We start from the raw sequence: 21,111 nt of genomic DNA, 5'->3' as shown, positions 1-21,111 counted from the left end.
CTCCACCTGTAGCGTCGTGGTATCCAAACGTGCAAACAATTCCGACGGCAGTGCGAGCTGTAGCAGCTCTGTCATGCTCCCGGCATCTGAAAAATATGCGCGGAAAATCGAATCGTGGGGTCTATGTTCCATATCCATAAAGGAGGCTCCTGTATAGATATACAGCACAGATGTTCAGATACATTGAACTCAATAGGTGAACTGGAAACAATTGCGCCAACATGGCAGATCTGCCATGTTAGTGAAGTAACTCCCACAAGACTTTGACATATTTAACTTTCCACCATGTTTTTTGTCAAATTAAAACTCTCGAGGTCGCTTTTCGAACTGCGGTGTCGCTTCGCGAACCCCTGACCCGCCGCCGGCGGCGACACTCTAGCCAACCGCCAGCTTGGCGGCGCTGTGCCAGAGCCAGGGCGGCAGGGGGCTGTGCAGGCGCCAGGTGATGTTCATGGGCTGGCTGCCTTCGGACTGAACCAGGCTGACCGGGCCGAGGCAGACGAATCCCATGGTGCGCTGCTGTTCGTCCTGGTGCTGTTCACGCACAAAGAGAACAATGCTTCTGCCGAGTTCCTGCTGGCGGAGGTAATCCTTGCCGCGTCCGCGGTCGGGGCGGGCGGAGTTCTGGCTCTGCCAGTGAAACAGTTCCTCGCTGATCGCGTAGTCGTGGTAGAGGGTGGTTGGTGAGAAGCGTTCCTCGGTTTTCTGCAGGGTCACAAACAGGAGCTCGCAGTTCAGATCCGGCAGGAACAGCACCCCTTCACGACTGCTGGATTGTTTCTCGAAGCGATGGGCCCCAAAGGCAGCCAGAATCTGATCACGGCTGTAGCGGGCGTGCAGGCGGATGGCTGTGGGAAAGGGCAGATCCAGCGGACGCTCCTCGGTATCAATCGAATCCAGACAGAGCTCAACCACCTCGAGCACCTCGCGACTCAGCTGGGCATCCGCAGTCATGGCCTTGAGGGAATCCTGCAGGGAAGCAAAACCCAGGCCGGGCCCGGGGGCCTGCCACACATCAAAGTGCAGCATGCGTGCCCACTGCCGGTTAATCTCAACGGATCGCGAATCTTCCGATTCCAGCTCCCCTACCCCGCTGCGAAACACCCCCTGCACAAAGCGCAGATAGGAAACCGAGCTGCAGGGAATCAGGCGGTTGCGCAGGGCACGGTAGACCGGCAGCTCCAGCACAGGATCAGGCTCGGCGGCAATCAGGCCGGCAGCAAATTGCAGACGCGTCCAGCCGCCCCCGGAATCAATCTTTGATCGGTAGATATCCGACAGCTCGACATTCGGGTACTGATGCAGAAAGTTGCAGATGCTCAGCTCACGGCTGCTATGCAGCGAAAACTCCCGCAGCCACTGCAAAAGCCGCTTCCTGTTCACAATCGCCGAGCGGATATTCCGCAGAATAACCTCGCGGGCCTGTTTCTGCAGGACGATTGAACAGCCCAGGGGCGCATGGGGAAAATCATGCTCGATCTCATCGCTGACCGATGTCCGGGACCGGCCGAGCAACGCGCGAAACTTATGCGAGAAATCATACTCCGGACGGGCATTGCCCACAAAGTCCAGCACCGTCAGGCAGTCCTTGCCCTCACTCAAGCGCAAACCCCGGCCCAGCTGCTGCAGGAACACCGTAAGACTCTCGGTTGGGCGCAGGAATAGCAGGGTGTCTACCTCGGGAATATCTACCCCTTCATTAAATATATCTACCACACAGAGTACGGCGATTTCCCCACGCAGCAATTGCTCGCGCAAAGCAACCCGATCCTGGCTGTTGGCGCTGGTCAGCACCCCAGCGGGTATTCCCTTGCGCTGGAACTTATCGGCCATGTACCCGGCATGCTCCTGCGATACGCAAAAAGCCAGGGCTTTCATGCTGCGCACATCGTTCACGTACTCACTCAGATTGCGGATAATATGCAGCACGCGGGCATCGTTCTGGGTGTACAGGCGGGTCAGTTCACCTGGCAGATAGCGACCACGCTCCCAGCTAATCCTCGAGAGATCGACTGGATCATCCAGACCAAAATACTGGAAGGGACAAAGATGACGCTGATTAATGGCATCCGGCAGGCGCAGCTCGGCAGCAATCGTACCGCAGAAATCATCCAGAATATCGGCCCCGTCATGACGTTCGGGAGTCGCAGTCAGGCCCAGCAAAATTCCGGGGGTGAAATGCTTGAGAATCGGGCGGTAGCTGGATGCGGCAATGTGATGCACCTCATCAATCACGATGTAATCGTAATAATCAGTAGTAAGTGAGAGTTCGCCCAGGCGCTTACTCAGGGTCTGCACCGTGGCAAAGAGCTGATCATAGCGCGAGGGTTCCATGCCGCCCCCCATCAGTTCCCCGAATGAGGACTGGCGCAAGACCGCCCGGTAGCTTGCCATGGCCTGCTTCAGGATCTCCTCTCGATGGGCCACAAACAGCAGACGGGCCCCAGGTTTCTCCCGGTACAGCCGGCGGAAATCAAAGGCACTAATAATGGTTTTACCAGTACCAGTGGCCGCAACCACCAGATTCCGATAGCGATTATGCAGCTCCCGCTCAACTCGTAAATGCTCCAACATCTCCTTCTGGTAGGGGTGGGGTTCAATATCAAAGAAGAAGCTTGATTCAGTCTCATTCTGCCCACGTTCACTACGCAAGGCACGCTGCAAACGCTGATGCTGCTCGGCATTCTCCGCGTTATAACTCTCAAACTCAGGGGATTCCCAATACGTCGTAAAGGTGTTCTGGAACTTATCTATAATATGCGGAATCTCACGGGTAGTCAGTTTCAGGTTCCACTCCAGCCCATTCGTGAGAGCCGATCTGCTTATATTCGACGATCCTATGTAGCCGGTGTGAAAGCCTGAGTTACGCAGGAAGAGGTAAGCCTTGGCATGCAAACGCTCGCGATCGGTGTTGTAGTTCACACGCACCTCGGTGTTCGCCAGGCCAGAAAGAAAATCAACTGCCTTCTGATCAGTAGCCCCCATGTAGGAGGTAGTCAGTACACGCACACGAGTACCAGCAGCAGTAGCCTGTCGCAGCTCCTCAGCGAAAATCCGAATGCCGGTCCACTTAATGAAGCTTACCAGCCAGCAGATCTCATTGGCCGAGAGAATCTCGCGTTTCATCTCGCTTTCCAGTGACAGCCCAGTGTTGCTGCCGGTAAACAGCTCACTCTGCACCAGCCCCGTCTGCGGGGTAATGCGGGAAATATACTGCTTTAGATTGCTGGCCACCGGATTCTGGGTATCCAGCAAAGCAGTCAACAATTCCCCCTGCGATTGCAGCAGATTCTCATGCAGATCAGCATCTTTCAAATGATCAGCCAGCCAGTGAATAAAATCATTCGCAAGCCGAACCTGCCGCTGAACCCGGCTCCCCTCCCCCGCATGCGGAATGCTCTCCAAAGCCCCACGCAGCACATCCCGCACAAAGCGAGACAAATACTCCCCCGCCTCAGCCGAATCCAATGCCTGGGTCTGCACAAAATACCGATCCCCCTGCTCAGTGCACTGCTCCTGCAGGAGCTCAGTAATAAGTTGTTCATAGATTCCGGTATGCATAGCAGCTCCTGTGTTCCAAGGTTCTCTGCATAGTGTAGTATACATGCAGCAAAAAGACCTGGAATATGGGCGTGTCCCCAGCGCTTTCTAACCAGTCTCCCGCTGCCTGCCCCGCTCACAGCGCTGGGGTCAGGCTATGCGGAGCTGCGCGCCTGAACCGCCGGGCTACTCACGTGCGCCCGGCTGGCGCTCCGGCCTGCGGACTGTCGGCACCGACCAAACAAGCCGGCATGACAATTCAGCCCGCAGGCTGCTGCGCACTCCTCCTATCCTTCACGGTGGGAACGAAAAGTCTTCTGGCCGAGATTTATAAAGATTACCTCACTGTTCGTAAACTGGAAAATAATCCGGATCAGTCATAATTTGCAGAGTATATCGTTAATGTCATATCCGGAATTTGATATAGATTTCATTTGACGCAGCCAATGCAATCGACCACAATTGCACTATGGCGTCACATCAGCAAACCCGGCAGTACTACCAGGCTAATGCAGATGAACTAGTACAGCGCTATAGCGCGGCTCGCCCCGGCTATCTGGACCAGATCATCAGTCTGCTGAGGCCAGTGCAAACCGAGCTTGGTCCGGACTCTCCAAGCCTGCTCGATGTCGGCTGCGGCAGCGGGCGCGATGTGGCCGTGCTGCGCCAGGCTGGTATCAATGCTTCTGGCGTAGACCCCTCGCCCGAGCTGATAAAAGCCGGCACCGCTCATCACCACCTGCCCGCTCATTGTCTGCAAACTGGAAGTCTGCCGGAGCTGGCAGAGGTGAAACAGCAATACCAGGCCGTTCTCTGTGCCGCCGCGCTGCAGCACATCCCCGACCAGGAACTCCTGGACAGCCTTTATCAGCTGCAGCAGCGGGTAGCCTCTGGCGGATTTCTGTTGCTCTCGGTCCCCAAAAACTACCCCACCGACACCACCGGTTGCGATCAGTATGGGCGACTGTTTCGAATACGTTCGCCTGAACAGTACAGCTTTTTTCTGGAACGCCTGGGCTTGCGCCGTATAATCAGCTATCAGCAGGACGACGCCCTTGGACGCGAAGACATAAACTGGCAGGTCATGCTGTTCAGTCGGGAAAGCGACCGCACCGATATCACCCCGTTGCGCCCGATCGAAACCATTGAATCCCTGCTATGGGACGACCGCAAGGTCAACAGCTACAAGTTTGCCCTGCTTCGCGCCCTGAGCCACCTGGCAAGTCATCGTCCGCAGCTGGCCCATTGGCACGCCGAAGAACGCGTCTCGGTCCCCCTGGATGCCATTGCCGATCTGTGGATTGAATACTACTGGCCGATCGTATTTCCTCCGCATGGCCATACCGTGCTGCAGGGGCAATCAGGAAAAAAAGCAGATATGGCATTCCGTGAACCCCTACATCGCCTGGCGAACTACTGGCAGCAGACCGGCGGCTACCCAGCTTTCCGCATCGCACGGCAATCCCGTATCCTCGACACCGATGCCGCCAGGCTATACCGCGAAGCCCGCGCGAAAATTCTCACCGCAATCCGCCAGCCTGTCCGCTACGCCGGTAACCAGCGCACCGGCACCAGAATCTTCCATGCCGAAGACAGGAATGTATTTTTACCGGCAGAAATCTGGCGCGAGCTTGCCCTGCTCGGACGCTGGGTAGAAGATTCCATACTCATCCGCTGGGCCGACTTCAGTGCCGGATTGCAACAGCAGGATCCCGACAACACAGCAGGACGCATTTTATCATTGCTTATTCAGAATATCGGAGACAGTCGCGAAACCGACATCGCGCGTCGCATCTACCAGGACACCCTGCAGCACTATGGCCTACGCTGCGTCTGGACCAACACCAAGCTGACAGACCGATTCGATGTCGACCATGCCATCCCCTGGGCCCTGTGGCGCAACAACGACCTCTGGAACCTACTGCCGGCTCACCACGATGTAAACAACAAGAAACGGGCTAAAATACCCGACCGCCGCCTGATCATCTCACGCCGCCCGGCCATTACCGGATACTGGGACATCCTCTACGAACACCAGCCCCGCCTGTTCCTGGCCCACGCAGCCGCATTTACCGGCACCACACCAGATACCCAGTTCACGAATCAGCTGCGCGACACTCTGTTCACCGCCTTTAAGGACGCCATGGAGTTCACCGCTGTCAACCGCGGGATCGAACGCTGGATGCCCTAGGAGCTCCACAATTACATGTGTACTGGTTTTGGGCATGCCCCCGCCGCTACCGGCTGCGGCTCGCACTCCTGCTATCCCTCACGCATTGGTCATTGCTGCCGATTACTAAAGATTACTTAGCCACTGTTGCTGCAACTACGCACTAAACAGCTCATACCGGCGGGCAGGCGATCACGATCTGGGTAATTTGATTTTCTATGTGGCAAAATTATCCTGTTGTTATCCAAAGACTGCAGGCCGTACTTGAGCATGGGACCATCCACTTCCTGCAGTACATCCTCGCGAACCTTGATGGTGTAGTCCGGTGTAATGCAAATAATGTTGCGGTCATGGACGGCATCTCCTTTTATTCATCAATTACCAAATTATTCTGGCGAAATACGGACTATTTGATTTTCTTCTGATTGTTTGGTCTGCTCACCCGCTTTATCCTCATATGGTCGCCCCAGTATAAAGACGGCATAGTGCTGGTCCCGGTACGTTGCCAAGAAGGTGGGCTGCCGCTTGTTGCTGGTATACAGTGCCTCTACCTCTGCTGCCGAGAGGATCATAGTTTTAAGTATAGGATAGGAAGCAGCTCCCAAATATGGTGAAATGCTGTGCCAATTATCGAATACAGCATTAGCTGATTGCTGGAAGGATGATAATAGTGAGAGTGGCAGACAGAGATACGGCCAGTCGTCCTTGGATTGATCTTGGTACAAGGGATGATCCTGGTTTATCTGCAGCTCTGCTATGATGGAGTTTTTCTGCTGTCGTATTGGGGGAACATTCTGCATGTTGCGGAGAATGTCAGCCTCAGGGTGAAGCGAAAAGCGTGTCAGGCTATCGTGCAAATGCGTTTCGAGTTTTTCGGCTGAATCGGTTCCGGGATGGAGGGGAAATGCACCGATATTGCTGTGCTTGATAGAATCAATCTGGCGAGATTTTAACGAAAGCTCGGCTTCTTTTCCCGGATAGAGTACATACCCGCCAATACTTTCTCGGCTAAGGTCTTGCTGGTTTAAACCAGGGGAACTCCAGAGGATAGCGTCACGATAGCGATGCATTTGGTTTACAGTATCATCCGGTGCCTGGTTTTCATTAATACGATACTTGGCGTCAAATAGCCAAGTGTAGACAGGGCTACCGGGAAGGTCATTGCGCTGCAGGCGAATGACAATGTCAGGCTGCTGAACAACCGGAACCGACATAACGCCTTTCCAGAATTTGCGCGCCGGTGTGGCATCGGCACGCGGCTGAAACAAGAGGCTCAACTCACTTCCCTTGTAAGCTGGATGCGTGTAAGTAAACTGCTGCGATCCTGATCGCAGTTCCTCACTGGTTTGCAGGGGGTCCAATCTGTTTGAGTCAAAAGAAAACCCACGCCTATCATCGCACTTCCAGCCTGCCGCTTGAATGAATTCATCGAGTTTCACCAGACACCATACCTCGTAGAGCTGGGCTGCGTTTTGAATACCGCCACGAAGTTCACCGTCCAAAAGCTCCAGACCGTACTGCAATAAGAACCAGGAGCGTCGGATGCCGGCATACACTGGGTCCTGCGACAGCACCAGGGATTCTCGGCGCATTCCGCGGTAGAGACCAATGCTCCGCCAAAAGCGGTGTTGCGAGAGGACTGACCACTCAGTGGCCCAATCACGCAAGCGGGTTTTGAATATATCTGCAATACGTGGCATAGGCTCAATCAGGTCGATAACCTCTCGCAAGGCCTCCAGAGTTTGCAGCAATATATGCTTCATGTAGCGGTTTTCTGGAGTGTCGGCGTCAAGCACCTTCCGTTCTACTCGATAGCGGCGGTTAGGTCTGCTGTGCAGGTTCTCGGCAATCTGTTCCTCAAGCTTCGGGGTACAGCGGCGAATGCGCTCGGCCTGCACACTATAAGAATGGGACACCAGTCGCCGGCGGTGCTGCTTAACAAGTTTCCACAGCCGCTGCTCCATAGCAGAGCGCACCTCCTGAAAAACAACCAGCCAGGTTTGAGTGTCGGCGACGGCAGTATCGGAATGATTCCAAGCCCAAGAGGTACTACGCAGAAGGTCCAGGCGTATCCAATTAAAACGATCGCCAACATCCTCCAGCATTTTTTGAAAATCATTATAGATATCCAGTTTGGTGGAAAATACCTGAGAACCAAAAGATGCGCTATGGCGCACACCATCTTCGGTAAGCCATTCCCAACACAGCTCAAACTCGCCAAGGTCGCTGCCAAAGTTTAAGGGGATCGTTAAGCGCTTTGTTTCTGGGTCCCAGTCGGCACTATCGGCGAGTTCAGTCACTGGAGTGAATAGATACGCAACAACTGCATCTGGAATATGTACAGTACACATGTAGGGGGTCTGGTCAAAGAACCACGCCTGTGCAGTATTTGTGGAAGCCAATACAGCTTCCGTGCCCTCGACCGAACGCAATGCCACATGCTGTTTCTTTGCGGATTCAGATGAAATGGTGATATGAGTGTCAAATATTCCGCGCAGTTTATACATTGCGTGCTCTAAAGGCACATCATTTTGCAAAGCCTCTTGCCTGCGCTGGGCAACCTTGCTGCTGCGAATCTTAACTGGCCCGCACTCCAGCACCTCGCTATTCATAGGCTTATACCCAGAAATCGGTAAAATGACTGGCTTTAAGGCGCTTCATCATCCAAAGGAGCTTGGCACGCGAGCGACAGGGAATTTTGGGATTCCCATTACGCAGCAAATCTGGTCGCTCTGACTGCTCACCCCAGATTCTGCCGAGCATAGTCTCTTGCTCAAGGGTATGGTACACAGCATGCAGCAAGCTGCCGCTGCCGTACAGCGCAGCAGGCACACCCGAGGTATCATCAATGTCGGGTTCAGGGGCAGCCTTGGAATCGGCAATATACCGCAGCTTCTGGCTGTCCCCCTCTATACGCGGCAAAACCTTCTGCATAAGATAATCATCCCACACTGCACACAACTCTTCTTGAGTGGTCGGCGAAAAACAATGCAGGGAAAGCAGCAATTCATTCAAAGCCCGGTAGGCCAGCTCAAACGGAGTATTTTTTAACACTTCATTTATCCTTGTAAGAAAAGCAATTGACTGGGCACCCTCCGGATCAGCTGTGATATGCGCTAATTCAGACGGGCTGCTAATCTGTGAGATAGGTGAGAACGACAATGCGATTGGTGTAGCGGTATCTTGGAAAAACGAGTCAAAATTATTAGGAAAAAACTCTTGGAAATCGATGGTAAAAGCACGGTCGATCACCTTGCGCGAAAAACCATGTGTAGTTTCATCCATATTGACCGTACCCGCCACGATTAGATTAGGAGGCAACGGAATGCCATGCTGCAACACATACTCACGAAAGCCTATTTTGATCTCTTCGTCGCAGTTCACATTCTGCAACAGCTCATTCATAAGCTCATCGAATGCATTGTTACCACTATCCTTATACTGTTCTAACTGCAACTGCTGTAGCAGAGAGGCTCTCATCATTGCATCGCTGGTATATTTGTTGTCGCTCCATTGCCGGGTTTCCAGTACAGAGAGGTAATCAGCAAAATACTGCTCCACTGGGGCAAGGTTCATCTCGTCTAAGCACAACCAGTATGGGGGAATCTCTTGCGGAGATTTATACACAAGCTCATCTCTGTGGATTTCATCCACAGCTTGTAGCAGTGCCTGCACCATAAAGCGCAAAAAACCAGTCACTACATAACGAGTACCGTTTATGCGAGAAATATAGCCTAATAGGTCAGACGGTTCATGCCAGTCTGGCCGAACCGGAACAAGGCAGTAGTTTCCCTCTGGTGTTAAACCAAAGTGTTCAGCAGATAATTTCGCTTGCTCACGGACAAAACGAGTTTTACCAGTACCGGAAATACCAGCGAGAAGAAGGAAAGGTTTTGGAAGCATAACTGCGGCCTGTTCATCCATGGACATACTCCGTTCGTTTTCATTTATATCTGTATATGAATAATTCTTTTGCAATACACTCACACCATGCATATAAACCTGTATGATGCTTGTTAAATCTTCGATAAATTCCTTATCAAACGACTCCGACCTAATCTGTTCTAAAGAGTACATTTTCCACAAAATACAAGCTTTTTCATACGCTCGTGGTCGCTGAGTATCGCTATCTAAAGTCCTTTTAGGCATAGGGCCAGCCTGAAATCTCTGATCTTTCCAACTATGATAAATTTCAAGGAAACCAGAACGTGTTCCCTCTTGAGATTCCCCGCTATGTGATTTGTTAATTCCTCCAGTCCCTTGGTTAAGTGTAAGGGACATGCTTTTTCCTTGTGCAGAAAACAATAATACCACATAAACACCCTGAGAAACTGTAGTGGTAATTTCAGGATTCATAATCGCGACCCATGGTACTGCAGCCCACGTACCTTTCCCGACACTACCTTCAACTTTTAGATTCAACTGTTGGATTACATCGTTCTTTTGCAGCTGATTTATAATATCATTTTCGATCAACTTTACAGTAGGATCTGAGTAGTCAACCGCTCCTCCTTTTGGATAGGACTGTAATATTGAACTAATTTTTTCCGAAAAAAACATGGTCTATTCTCCTATTAGGTATTTCCACATAAATTACTGGCGATAAAGTCTTGAAACGTTCACAATTTGAAAAGGAATCACTGCCCGGTCTGTGGGGTAATGCGAGCAATGTAGTCCTTCATCTCGGCAGCCAGCGACGTACGGCGGCAGTAGTAAATATATTTCATCACTTTCTCCAGTAAAAATACGCCACCTAAATAAAATGACCTGATTCAAAAACCTTTCATTCTTGGCCGGATTACATTAACAAATGTGTTTAGCCACTCCTTAAAGAAATCCTTTATCAGCAATCTGTTGTTTTCATTGAAAACGTCATCACAAAGTAGCCGTATACCGGCTCCCTGACCTTCCTCCCAACTCCAGACTACCTTATCTCCAAGCTCTTTTTGTATATCGTCCTTATATGTGCTTAAATGTTCGTAGATGTCCCTTCCTTCTTGGTCTTGCTGGCAGCGAAAAAATACCCCAACTCTTTTTTTACTTTTCATGAAATATGCGCTAATCCACGCTCGCCTGGTTTTACCAGGATACACATAGAGGTTCTGACCAATTGTAGGTTTGGGTAATGGTTGACTTGGGTCATCAAACTCTATCTCATTAATCAATTCCATCCAGAAATTTGAATAGAACGATCTCTCTTGATCTCTCTCAGGTGAAATATCACTGGGCGACATAGAATCAATCGAATTATTCAGGGTACTGGAAAGTGTCATACCAGGTGGAATTTCCACTGTAATTTTATGCAGTTCTATCGTTTTAGCAACTACTCTTGGAAAGAGAATTGTCCCGGCTGTTTCATTTCTATATATAGCGAGTTCTATCATTGAAAATGTAAAGTTTAAATGACCAGTAGAAATCAGGAATTCTGCTATTTCTTCTGCCCCCTCTCTTATGCCATCTCCAACAATTAATAATAAGAACTTACCTCTCCTTAGATTCCTGCTGACTGCATCTACAAAATCTGACTCAGGCAAAAGTAAATTCTCATCGCAATTTTTGGCAATTTCATATAAAAAATTCCCTGATTTCTTTAATCTACGGTTCACTTCTCTTTGAAGATCCGCATAGTTCCATTTTGAAAGTTCTTTGGCATAATCCAGGATCTGAGCCACCACAGTTCTTCTTGCTTCATGGTTTCTCCATAACTTTGTCTCAACGATAGTAATTTCACCGCTCGGTGATATGAAAAGTATATCGATTAGGCCAGCAGGAGTATTAAGCTCCATACAAACAGGTAAGAGAGGATTGTATGATTCATCTAAGTCGCTTATCGGCAAACAACCAGGGTGCTTATATATCAGATGTTGAATCGAAGATTCATCCGTTGCTTGGGTGCGTTCAAGCAATGTTTCAACACCGTCTTTTATTAGAATCGGTGTTCCATGTGCTGTTTTCTTCATCTGTTGCGCTCTCCCCCCAATATTTTGGCGATCAAAAGGTCGCTATTGCTACTGAACTCAGGCTTTTCAGTCTCATCAGTTTCAGAATACAACACTCACAACTGGCTACAATGTTGGCAAATTTGTACTAAATCTTTTCTCTATACCACACAACCTTACCCAACAACGAGTCCGGAGTTAGCATAACTACCGCTTTTTTCGCAAGCTCCCTAGAAGATTGAGTATTTTCATTCTGCAGATATTTATGGACTGTTTCCACAGGATCATCAACAGTGTAATTATTAATTGATCTTACTATCACATCAACCTTCCTTCCGTCGTACCCTGGTATTGCTGGATGACGACCGAATTTCTGATTTCTATAATCCCAGTTCCAAATAGTTCGATAAGGAAGATGCTTTTGGCAGAACGGATAAAAAAACCACACATCGAAATCTTTGATGCCATTTACTTTATCATGGTAGTGCATGGCAGCTCCTTGGCACAAGGTAACAGCTATAGGTTTTTCTATATTGTAAAACTCGTGCCATATAGACCCTCGGCCATGAACGAAATATTGCAGGAGGCGCTGGACGCTTCCCGAATACAGATCACCAAGATCATTATTCGTGAGTGGTTCAAAAGAACGTTCAATTTCCATCATTACCTCATAGACTCATTATGTTTTCCTTGCTCATACCTTCTGCCGCAAACAGCAAAAGATTCAGGAGATTATTACTGTAGAATATCTCGTACTACCATGCAATTACATTCACTCCATTGCAGCACAGTGTCTCTTGTCCGGCCGTGCGGAAAGGATTGTATTACCTACCTGTGTCAGTTCCGGTCACTGTTGTCGAGAATTCCGGGTGCAGGCTGTCTTTTCCCGGCTGGGTCGTGGGGGTGCCGAGGGGAGCGAGGCTTGAGCTGGGGGCACCACGTTTGATCGTCCGTCCGGTGATAATCGGGCGGGCGCAGCATGAATCAATATCTGCCAATAAGAATGAGCTTAAAAACCTCCCCTGCAGAAATCACCCACCCACTACATTTCAGACACTCTCATGTCCCCAAGGTTTTGCTCCAGTCTGAAGAAGCTCCCACGTGGGGGTCTGGGCATGCGGATTTTCAGTCGGCCTGGGTATGAGGTGTGAATGGGCTCTGCGGCAATCTCGTAGCGGATCTCACGGCCGGCGGGTTTTCTGTTGAGGATCCGGTAGATGCCGGCCAGCAGCCAGGTGTCCGGTTCACGGTAGACGTCTATGAGTGAGAGTATGTGGTTTCGGGTGGCATCGTCATGCTCATTCCTCCAGCGATTCCAGGAAAACCATTCGGCGGGATCGCGGACATAGACATCCAGCGGATGATGCTGCCCATTCCAGCGCGAGACATGGAGCAGCCAGCTTTCCGGCTCGGTTATACCAATTATATCTGCTACTTCATTATCACTCTGATTCATGATCGATCTCCAATTCCATGAGGGCCCGTGTGCTCAGAGGGATTAGCGGATTGATGCTCCTGCATGACGGCACGAGCTTTTTCGGGGCACCCATAGAGCAGGGTGCGAAACTGCTGCAGCTGCGTATTTACGGCACTGATTGATTGCTGGAACATGATAGCAGCATAGCTATGGGCAGCGACATAGAATGTCCCTGGCTTACAGGATTGTTCATGATCGATCTCTGATTCACTCATGGCTTTGCCTCCTTCAGTCGGCATCTCAGCGGAATGTCAGCGGAATGTCAGCGGAATGTCAGCCGGAATCGTATCAGATAGCTGTGTCATTTCTGGTCACTGTTGTCGTGATTTCCGGTCACTGTTGGGGAGAGTTTAAGGGACGGGCTGTCTTCCCCCGGCTGGGTCGTGGGGGGTGCCGAGGGGAGCGAGGCTTGAGCTGGGGGCACCACGAGAATCGCCCGGTCGGGCTGTGGACGTGCTGGTGCGATGAATATCAGGAATCGGAGGCGTGTTTTTCTTTGCTCAGGCGTTCTACCTCTTCGAGTGAGAGGCCGGTCAGTTCAGCTATTTCCTGCAATGGATAATCCCTGTCCAGCATGCGATCGGCAGTTTCGTACACTGTTTCCTGACGACCTTCCTCTTTCAGCATTTGGGCTGTACTAAGCATAAGTGCCTCCTGCATTACCGGGTCGATAACCCTTTCCTGTATTTTCTGCTCTATCTCGTCATAGGTCAAGCTGCTGCCATGTTTGTGAAATTTGTGAAGCTTGTGAAGCTTATAAAGCTTCCTGAATCTCCCGTTCAAGCTCGGCGATACGTTCCGGGGAAAGGCCGGTTATTTCGGCAATGTCGCTTAGAGGGTATTTTTTTTCCAGCATTTTCTGGGCATCTTCTACGGCTTTCTTCTCCACGCCTTTTTCCTGGCCTTGCTCCAACCAGTTCTTTTTTACTTTTTCTATGGTTTCTACAAGCATGCTTTTGGCCTCCTGCATGTTCTGTATTAAAGTTATCTCATTGTAGACGCTCATGTCCACCTTTTTGTTTATGAACAGATGCCGTATCCACTTCGAGAGTAAGGCAATGGTTTCTGCAGATTCGTTATCGAGCAGATCTGAAAGTCGTCCGGCGAGTTGTTCAAAATCCTTATCACTGGTATTTTCCAGTAGAAAAACTGTGGATACTGCATTATGTATCTGCAGCAGCTGTGCTTCTGAATAGCTGTTTTCGACAATGGTCAGATACTGGAAGTCCGGGGTGAACTGGCGGCAGAAATTATCCGGGTCAATTATATCCCGAATATTTGTTGGTGCGTTCCATTTCCCGGTTCCATTGTACAGAACCAGAGGAAACACTGGGGGAAGCATGCGGACGTCCTTGGTGTCAGCCAGATAATCAAGATAGAAAAGAGTAATGTAGTTCAGCAAGCGCAAGCTCATGAATCGGTCAGGGGTGCTTTGAAACTCGATCATGAGGTAAAGGTAGGCAGGGTCCTTTTGATCCTTGAGGTGAACCCGAACAAGTAAGTCATCGGCGAAGTCACGTAGGTGCTCCGAGATGTATGACTTTTCGAGCAGTGGCTCGGCATGGGTGAAATCAATGCGGCGAGCGAACTCCTCATCAACAAAACTCTCAAAGAGCTGACGAAGCAGGGTCCGGTTGGAAAACAGTATGCCGTAGCCATGCTTGTGTATGAAATGATCTTTTTTCTGTGCCAAAAAAGCAGCCCCTATAGATATATACGGGGTTATGCTCTTTAAATATTTAGTTCACGGGATGATTTTTGCGAATTGCGAGATTTTCTTTCACCGCACTTGCGACTCGAAGTTCTAAAACCTCCATGTCTTGTGGAAGTTATCTTGGTAACATGGCAGATCTGCCATGTTGTTGTAGTTGTTCCCACACGAGATAGAGTATTTGGACATATGAAAGCGAGTTTAATCACTATGTATCTGCTCATGGGAAAACATCTACGACCTAAACGCCTGTCGATTCGGGGCGTGGCTAATACAATCCGATGCGTTTGTAGTGATCGCTGTTTTTGGGGAAGGGATCAGATTCGGTCCAGCCTTCCTGCTTGAGGTCGCTGATAATGTGTTGGCGGGCGACAGCGGCGGCTTCGAGTCCGAACTGTTCGGCTGCCTGGCGAATGCCTTCTTCGTGGTGACGCAGGAAGCGGTGCCGCATTCCATAGGGCGCCTGCCCAGCGAACTCGTCCAGCCAGCGGTGGACTTCGGGGTAGGGGTTGCCAAACAGGCGTTGTGATTCCTGGCAGTGGTACTCAAACGATGGCATAGTGAGGCCTCCTTGTTCTGTTGAGAGTATATCAGCAGGGGGCGACATATTGTGTCGCCTAAAGTCAGTACATTATTCGATTGAAGTACTGCAAGCCGATACCCCTGCTTATAATATCAATCTTTATCCAAAATCTCTAACTGACTTGGGAACAACTATCGCAACATGGCAGATCTGCCATGTTGCTGCAACTAATCCCACAGGACATGGAGATTTTCAAATTGGTGGGTGTCATTCAGATTTTACTCCTCACTTCGCGATTGTCGTACACTGATGAAACGAATTGTTTCGATGGTAAAATCAATAGATTCAGTGATTTTAGTTGTCGTCATGGTTTCCGCCTGTATCTTTTCTAATTAGTTTTCTGACTTCCTCATCAAAATCCGAGAGGGACAGGAACTTATCCAGAAATTGCACCCAGTCTTTTATGTGGTATGTCGGAATATGTTCCAACAAGGCCTGCTGTCTTCCCCCGGCTGGGTCGTGGGGGTACCGAGGGGAGCGAGGCTTGAGCTGGGGGCACCACGTTGGATCGCCCGGTCGGCCTGTGGACGGGCGGGTGCGATAAACATCAGGAATCGGAGGCGTGTTTCTCTCTACTCAGGCGTTCTACCTCTTCGAGCGGGAGGCCGGTCAGTTCAGCTATTTCCTGCAATGGATAATCCCTGTCCAGCATGCGATCGGCAGTTTCGTACACTGTTTCCTGTCGACCTTCCTGTCGACCCTCCTGTTTCAGCATTTGGGCTGTACTAAGCATAAGTGCCTCCTGCATTACCGGGTCGATAACCCTTTCCTGTATTTTCTGCTCTATCTCGTCATAGGTCAAGCTGCTGGCGTACAGCAAATAAAGTTTTATCAGCTCGAACCGCGTGCTGGTAAGAAACATGATTCCCCCTGATTTACCGAGGCGATACAGTTGATCAATGAGCAAATCCATGTTGTCGCGGGCGTATTTAAGACTGAGTAGCGCTGCCTGCAATTCCCGGTTTTTTTCTGCAGTCAGTCGGTCTTCAGCTACGCTGCTAAGGTTGTACAGCACTGCCTGAAACTCGACCTGTCGCGGTAGAAGTTTTTCAGGTATGTCCGCGGGAAATAGCTGGGAGAAACGGTCTGGAAACCGACCATCTGGTCCGTGGTAAAACAACACAGGGAGAATCGGGGTGAGCAGCCCCTTTTCCTTTTGCCAGACCATCTGTTTATAACGCAGCAGTTGCAACAGGGCTTTTTCGTCCCGCCAGGATTTATGCTCATAAAGGATGTAGATTCGCATATTGTTCCCGGATAGCTTAACCGAGGCCGAGAGATCGGCGTAATGATTTCGTCCTTTTTTGTCCAGGTAGGTCCCGGGTTCTATTGCCAGGCTGTGCAGATCCAGTTCCTGTCGGGTCTCCGGCGGCAGAATGTGCTCCAACAGGGCCTGCATGGTGTCGGTGTGGGAAAAGAAACTACGGAAAAACACGTCGTGCGGGGTATGCTCCATACTCATCGGCAACGGCCTCCTATAAAGTAGTACAGCCGAGAATGGTATGTGGCATTAATACAGGGGGCACTTTTAAGAAAATAATCCTGCGGTTATAGTCGCGGGAGGCTTTGTCGGGAATTTGGCTTGATAAGGCTTATAGTATAGCTGCGAAGAATTCCAGGGGCCGGCGCGCCATGCATCATTCTACAAACGATGCGTTTGTGGTGGTCGCCGTTTTTGGGGAAGGGGTCGGATTCGATCCAGTTTGGGAGACATATTTTGTCGCACGTCGGCTTTGCTTCGCCTAATAAACGGTTAATCAGGCCTGCTGGAACAACTTGCGCGCTTCGTTGATGTCGACCAGGAGACCTTCACTGTACTTGTGCAGAATGCTGGCGACAAATGACTGATATGGAAGCCCTTCACGGGAGGCGAGTTCCTTAAGCTGATCCATGTCGTATTTCGTCATACGAATATTCATACGTTCGGTTTTTTTTGAGGGTATTTCGGGCTGCTTCGATTATCTGGGGTCGCGGGTGTTCGGCGGGTACAAATTCATAGGCATGATCATCGTACCATTGTTCTTCCTGATCAAGGTAGTCGACGGGATTATCAGGTTTTTCCATTTTTCAGCCTCCTGTGCTCTTTTCTGGATGGATACAGGGTCTTCAGGAACCAGTCTCCGTTTGATCCTGTACGAAGGGAACGACATAGGAATATGTTATGAATCATCACGAATGATACATTTCGGGTCTGGAGCAATTCTTCCCTTGATCCCACTCGAAGGTCATACATATATATCGCCAGACTTTTAGCAATTTTACAATACATTATATTTAAGAGAAGCTCAGAGGAGTCATTAATTTTTCATACAAACACATCTTTAATTTTCAGAATATTTTTTATGTGAAACATTACATCACCAATAAATAAAAAATTACCAACTACTTTTTCGTCTTCATAGAAATCTGTCTTATATATATTATATGTATGCGTTACATTAAATAATTCTCTATCTACCAATTTCATATTTTCAAATAATGAATGTGCTCTAAAATTCATTTCTATATTGTTATCAAATATTCTATAGGTGAACACTATCATTTCCATAACATCGTTGTTATTTTTATTATTTATATCTAACGTTCCGATGTAAAAATTATTGCCATAAAATTGTTCATTAGTCCTTTTCTCAAATGTTAATTTCATTTCATATATATTTGAATCATAGGTTTTAGAAAACATGTTATAAAACTTGTTATCAAAATCTGCAACTAATATTGAGATTTTATGGCTATCTCTATGTGTATAGCCACTCAATTCATATAATTCAGTGTTTATATCCACAATAACATGTTCAGAAAATACTGAAAAGCTTACAAAAAAACAAAATATTAAAAATACTTTCCCTTTAATCATAATAAATAATAGGTAAATTAATCAGGTCGCACAAGGCTAAAACTGGGCAAATCGGGGAATTGTGCTCCAACAACTATAGCAACATGGCAGATCTGCCATGTTGCTGCAGCTGCTGGTCGACACCGATGTAATGATAGATTTTCTGCGTGGACTGCCTGAGGCAGTGGATCTGATCCAGGAAAACTCCACCAGGATAGCTCTGCCGGCTATAGTAGTTGCCGAGCTCTACGCCGGTGTTCGTAACCAGAGCGAGCAGGCAGTCCTGGATCACCTGTTCAAGCTTTTCCCGGTCTTTTCGCTTACTCCGGAAATCGCCAGAACTGCCGGTCTGCTTACACGTGATTATGGCAAATCTCACGCTACCGGTTTGGCCGACGCTGTTATTGCCGCCACCGCCACCGCTACCCAGTCCGAGCTTACAACTCTCAACACGAGACATTACCCTATGTTCCCGAATCTTGCCTCCGCATACAAAAAAGCCTGATATGTAACTGCTGGATCAGGCCTATAGTATAGCTGCGAAGAATTCCAGGGGCCTGCTGTCTTCCCCCGGCCGGGTCGAGGGGGTGCCGAGGGGAGCGAGGCTTGAGCTGGGGGCACCACGAGGATCGCCGGCCCGGTTTCAGGGGGCCGGCGCGTCATGAATCAACCTGATGCATTTGTAAGGGTCGCTGTTTCGGGAGAAGGGGGAACATTTCGGGGACTTGCTGGCATTGCTGGATTATGATTCAATTTCACCCATGAAGACCCGGACTGTTTTGTTCTTATTTTTGGGATTAATGGCTTTGTCCATTCTCATGGGTATTGTTTTTTATGACGTAGTTGTAGATTTTTTGAACCAGCCGGCTCTGTACGACCATGCGCGGTTTGTGCATATTGTGTCTGTTACACTGTTTTTTGCGAATGCCATTATTGGTATGATCTGGGAATTCAGGAGTCTATCCGGGGGAAACAAGGATGTCATTCTCCATACCTATAAAACCGTGTCCTGGCTGGATGCCCGCTTGTCATCGCCTCTGATTCTTCTTGCGGTTTTCTCTGGTTTGATGCTCGGTTTTACTACTGGTGATTTCTGGAGCGTCGGTTGGCTCTCTGTGAGTTTTGTGCTGTTTATTCTGTCGGGAGTTTTCTGGGTGCTGAGCGATATTCCTACTCAATACAGGGTCAGGTCTTTGACTGAACAGCTGAGTCCCGATGCTGCAAGCATTAGTCCGGAACTGATGAAATTGCTGAAGCTGCGTTGGTTGATTTCTCTGACTGGCGTGCTGCCTTTGGCGATTGTCTTTGTACTGATGATCTACAAACCGGATATTATGCCTGTTTCACAATGGTTTTCTGGTAGGTTGTAGTAGGAGTATCGCTATGTTTCTGGACTTTGCTATTATTATTTTTGTCGTCCTGGAGCTGTCAAATGTGCTTGTCATGTATTTCAAGCCGGACTTTCGCCACGGGAACAGCATGGCTGTGTTCAAGGAGTGGGAAGAGAGCCAGGAGGATAGCTCACGGCAATTGTTTGCCAGATATCTGGTAAATTGGGTAGCCAATTGTAAACTTATTTTCATAGCTTTATTACTGGTTATTTTGTTCCAGGGCGATGAAACCCTGAAAATATATAGTGTTATTGCCACCGTTGTTTCGATTGGAATCTACTTTGTTACTCTGCATCCGATCATCAAAAAGCTGGATGCTATGGGCAGGATCAGTCCGGTGGGGTATTCCCGAACACTGAGCAGGATGATTTCGGGTTTTATGCTGTTGTTTACTTTTTCCTTGATTATGCACTTCATTTTGTAGGTATACGTTCAGTCATGCCGGAGATGATTCGCGACTTTTAATCAGATTGACAAGCAAGCGCTCGGAAACCCGCAGGTTATTGACTCCATGAACAGGATCATCCGGATCCAGCACCGCCAGAATAACCCTTCGCCCCCGCACCGGCGATACCACGCTGGCCGCTGCCAGATGATCCATCAGCCGCTGCTGTCGCTCCGACAGCTCGCGCTCCCGGGCAGCAGCTTCCGCATTCGCCCAGTCCAGCAGTCGCTTATGACGCTGCTGTAGCCGCCGCGACAGGCGGAACTCCTCTGGAACCAGGCGGTAAATACCTGGTCGGCCCGGATGCGGCAGGGTTCGCAGCAGCTCCTGACCCAGCGCTGGAAAGCGCCGCGACCAGAACAGCAGATGACGTAGCCGGCGCTGCAGCTGATGCTGTACCAACTGTGGCAACCTGCGTAGTTCTGCCTGCTCCTGCGCCACGCGCACACGTAGCTCGCGCAGGGCTGTCCGCAGACGTGATAGGGATACCCAGCTCAATAGCACATCCACCATAATATAGCCCGAAGACAGCACGGCTGCTGTACGCCAGCCGGGCCCCGACAGCTCCAGCCGCCACTCACCGGCGAACATTGCCAGGGCATCCAACCCGATCAGTACCAGTCCGACCAGAACAAACCAATACAGCGAAAACTGGAAACACACCCTCCCCTGCAGATTCAATGGACGATCGCGATAATCCCACAGCCGAACTCCCAGCAGTGACTCCAGCAATGCCCCGGTCACATACTCCATCAGGGTAGCCGCCAGGCTAAGCAGCAATGCCGTACCCAGAAATCCGTACTCATCCGTTAGTTCATACCCACCGAGGACCAGCAGCAGCCCGAAGCCGTACAGCGGTACCAGTGGCCCATGCAGTAGACCTGGATTCACCAGCCGCCTGGCCTTGCCGCTGCGATACCCCAATTCCAGTAGCCAGCCCAGCACCGAACCAGCCGTAAACACCGCCCACAGCTGCAGCAGCAGCGAGGTTTCGTCTCCAAACAGTACCATGGCCCTTA

General features: G+C 49.8%; 20 protein-coding genes. 4 read left to right on the top strand and 16 right to left on the bottom strand.

Going from position 1 to position 21,111, the window contains the following annotated elements; translation table 11 throughout:
- Positions 1 to 132: Rpn family recombination-promoting nuclease/putative transposase (locus tag ACYQ2L_RS01935; protein ID WP_460050475.1), on the bottom strand; the 132-nt coding region annotated here is incomplete at its 3' end.
- Positions 133 to 375: 243 nt separating this feature from the next.
- A complete protein-coding gene (locus tag ACYQ2L_RS01930) occupies positions 376 to 3,561 on the bottom strand; it encodes a DEAD/DEAH box helicase (protein WP_460050467.1) in 3,186 nt (1,061 codons plus the stop codon).
- Positions 3,562 to 4,009: 448 nt separating this feature from the next.
- On the opposite strand from ACYQ2L_RS01930, the gene ACYQ2L_RS01925 reads away from it, so the two are divergent.
- On the top strand, positions 4,010 to 5,731 hold the full coding sequence (locus tag ACYQ2L_RS01925) for a class I SAM-dependent methyltransferase (protein ID WP_460050465.1): 1,722 nt from the start codon (positions 4,010 to 4,012) through the stop codon (positions 5,729 to 5,731).
- Positions 5,732 to 6,096: 365 nt separating this feature from the next.
- Here ACYQ2L_RS01925 and ACYQ2L_RS01920 read toward each other — a convergent pair whose 3' ends face one another.
- The 13 genes from ACYQ2L_RS01920 to ACYQ2L_RS01860 form a co-directional block, all read right to left on the bottom strand.
- Positions 6,097 to 8,322 (bottom strand): DUF2357 domain-containing protein, encoded by a 2,226-nt coding sequence (locus ACYQ2L_RS01920; protein ID WP_460050463.1) that lies wholly within the window; start codon positions 8,320 to 8,322, stop codon positions 6,097 to 6,099.
- Between the two features lie 4 nt (positions 8,323 to 8,326).
- Positions 8,327 to 10,270: an MrcB family domain-containing protein gene (locus ACYQ2L_RS01915; protein ID WP_460050461.1), complete on the bottom strand. Its 1,944-nt coding sequence runs from the start codon at positions 10,268 to 10,270 to the stop codon at positions 8,327 to 8,329.
- 212 nt (positions 10,271 to 10,482) lie between these two features.
- Positions 10,483 to 11,670, bottom strand: coding sequence for a DUF4268 domain-containing protein (locus tag ACYQ2L_RS01910; RefSeq protein ID WP_460050459.1), 1,188 nt, complete (start codon positions 11,668 to 11,670; stop codon positions 10,483 to 10,485).
- Between the two features lie 127 nt (positions 11,671 to 11,797).
- Complete coding sequence (locus tag ACYQ2L_RS01905) at positions 11,798 to 12,310, bottom strand: hypothetical protein (protein WP_460050457.1); 513 nt, start codon at positions 12,308 to 12,310, stop codon at positions 11,798 to 11,800.
- 381 nt (positions 12,311 to 12,691) lie between these two features.
- Positions 12,692 to 13,105, bottom strand: coding sequence for a hypothetical protein (locus ACYQ2L_RS01900; protein WP_460050455.1), 414 nt, complete (start codon positions 13,103 to 13,105; stop codon positions 12,692 to 12,694).
- Entirely contained in the window at positions 13,102 to 13,341 is a 240-nt protein-coding gene (locus ACYQ2L_RS01895) for a hypothetical protein (protein ID WP_460050453.1), read from the bottom strand. The genes ACYQ2L_RS01900 and ACYQ2L_RS01895 overlap by 4 nt, the downstream gene beginning before the upstream one ends.
- A gap of 256 nt (positions 13,342 to 13,597) precedes the next feature.
- Positions 13,598 to 13,771: a hypothetical protein gene (locus ACYQ2L_RS01890; RefSeq protein WP_460050451.1), complete on the bottom strand. Its 174-nt coding sequence runs from the start codon at positions 13,769 to 13,771 to the stop codon at positions 13,598 to 13,600.
- A 109-nt stretch (positions 13,772 to 13,880) separates the two neighbouring features.
- Complete coding sequence (locus ACYQ2L_RS01885; RefSeq protein ID WP_460050449.1) at positions 13,881 to 14,819, bottom strand: Rpn family recombination-promoting nuclease/putative transposase; 939 nt, start codon at positions 14,817 to 14,819, stop codon at positions 13,881 to 13,883.
- Positions 14,820 to 15,105: 286 nt separating this feature from the next.
- Positions 15,106 to 15,396: a DUF6915 family protein gene (locus ACYQ2L_RS01880; protein ID WP_460050447.1), complete on the bottom strand. Its 291-nt coding sequence runs from the start codon at positions 15,394 to 15,396 to the stop codon at positions 15,106 to 15,108.
- A gap of 571 nt (positions 15,397 to 15,967) precedes the next feature.
- The gene (locus tag ACYQ2L_RS01875) at positions 15,968 to 16,882 is read right to left on the bottom strand and encodes an Rpn family recombination-promoting nuclease/putative transposase (protein WP_460050445.1); all 915 of its coding nucleotides are present in this window, start codon (positions 16,880 to 16,882) and stop codon (positions 15,968 to 15,970) included.
- Positions 16,883 to 17,177: 295 nt separating this feature from the next.
- Positions 17,178 to 17,327, bottom strand: coding sequence for a hypothetical protein (locus ACYQ2L_RS01870; RefSeq protein ID WP_460050443.1), 150 nt, complete (start codon positions 17,325 to 17,327; stop codon positions 17,178 to 17,180).
- Complete coding sequence (locus ACYQ2L_RS01865; RefSeq protein ID WP_460050441.1) at positions 17,299 to 17,484, bottom strand: hypothetical protein; 186 nt, start codon at positions 17,482 to 17,484, stop codon at positions 17,299 to 17,301. The genes ACYQ2L_RS01870 and ACYQ2L_RS01865 overlap by 29 nt, the downstream gene beginning before the upstream one ends.
- A 241-nt stretch (positions 17,485 to 17,725) precedes the next feature.
- Complete coding sequence (locus ACYQ2L_RS01860) at positions 17,726 to 18,277, bottom strand: hypothetical protein (protein ID WP_460050439.1); 552 nt, start codon at positions 18,275 to 18,277, stop codon at positions 17,726 to 17,728.
- Between the two features lie 97 nt (positions 18,278 to 18,374).
- Between ACYQ2L_RS01860 and ACYQ2L_RS01855 the strand changes: the two genes are divergently transcribed.
- The 3 genes from ACYQ2L_RS01855 to ACYQ2L_RS01845 all read left to right on the top strand — a co-directional run bounded on the left by ACYQ2L_RS01855 (position 18,375) and on the right by ACYQ2L_RS01845 (position 20,071).
- Entirely contained in the window at positions 18,375 to 18,761 is a 387-nt protein-coding gene (locus ACYQ2L_RS01855; protein WP_460050437.1) for a type II toxin-antitoxin system VapC family toxin, read from the top strand.
- 295 nt (positions 18,762 to 19,056) lie between these two features.
- The gene (locus ACYQ2L_RS01850; protein WP_460050435.1) at positions 19,057 to 19,626 is read left to right on the top strand and encodes a DUF2269 family protein; all 570 of its coding nucleotides are present in this window, start codon (positions 19,057 to 19,059) and stop codon (positions 19,624 to 19,626) included.
- 13 nt (positions 19,627 to 19,639) lie between these two features.
- Positions 19,640 to 20,071, top strand: coding sequence for a hypothetical protein (locus ACYQ2L_RS01845; RefSeq protein ID WP_460050433.1), 432 nt, complete (start codon positions 19,640 to 19,642; stop codon positions 20,069 to 20,071).
- A gap of 12 nt (positions 20,072 to 20,083) precedes the next feature.
- Here ACYQ2L_RS01845 and ACYQ2L_RS01840 read toward each other — a convergent pair whose 3' ends face one another.
- Positions 20,084 to 21,103, bottom strand: coding sequence for a putative ABC transporter permease (locus tag ACYQ2L_RS01840; protein WP_460050431.1), 1,020 nt, complete (start codon positions 21,101 to 21,103; stop codon positions 20,084 to 20,086).
- Positions 21,104 to 21,111 lie beyond the last annotated feature (8 nt).

This window comes from Spirochaeta dissipatitropha (assembly GCF_054657935.1).
Note: the sequence above shows the minus strand (reverse complement) of the source record. Positions and strands in the feature narration are given on the sequence as shown.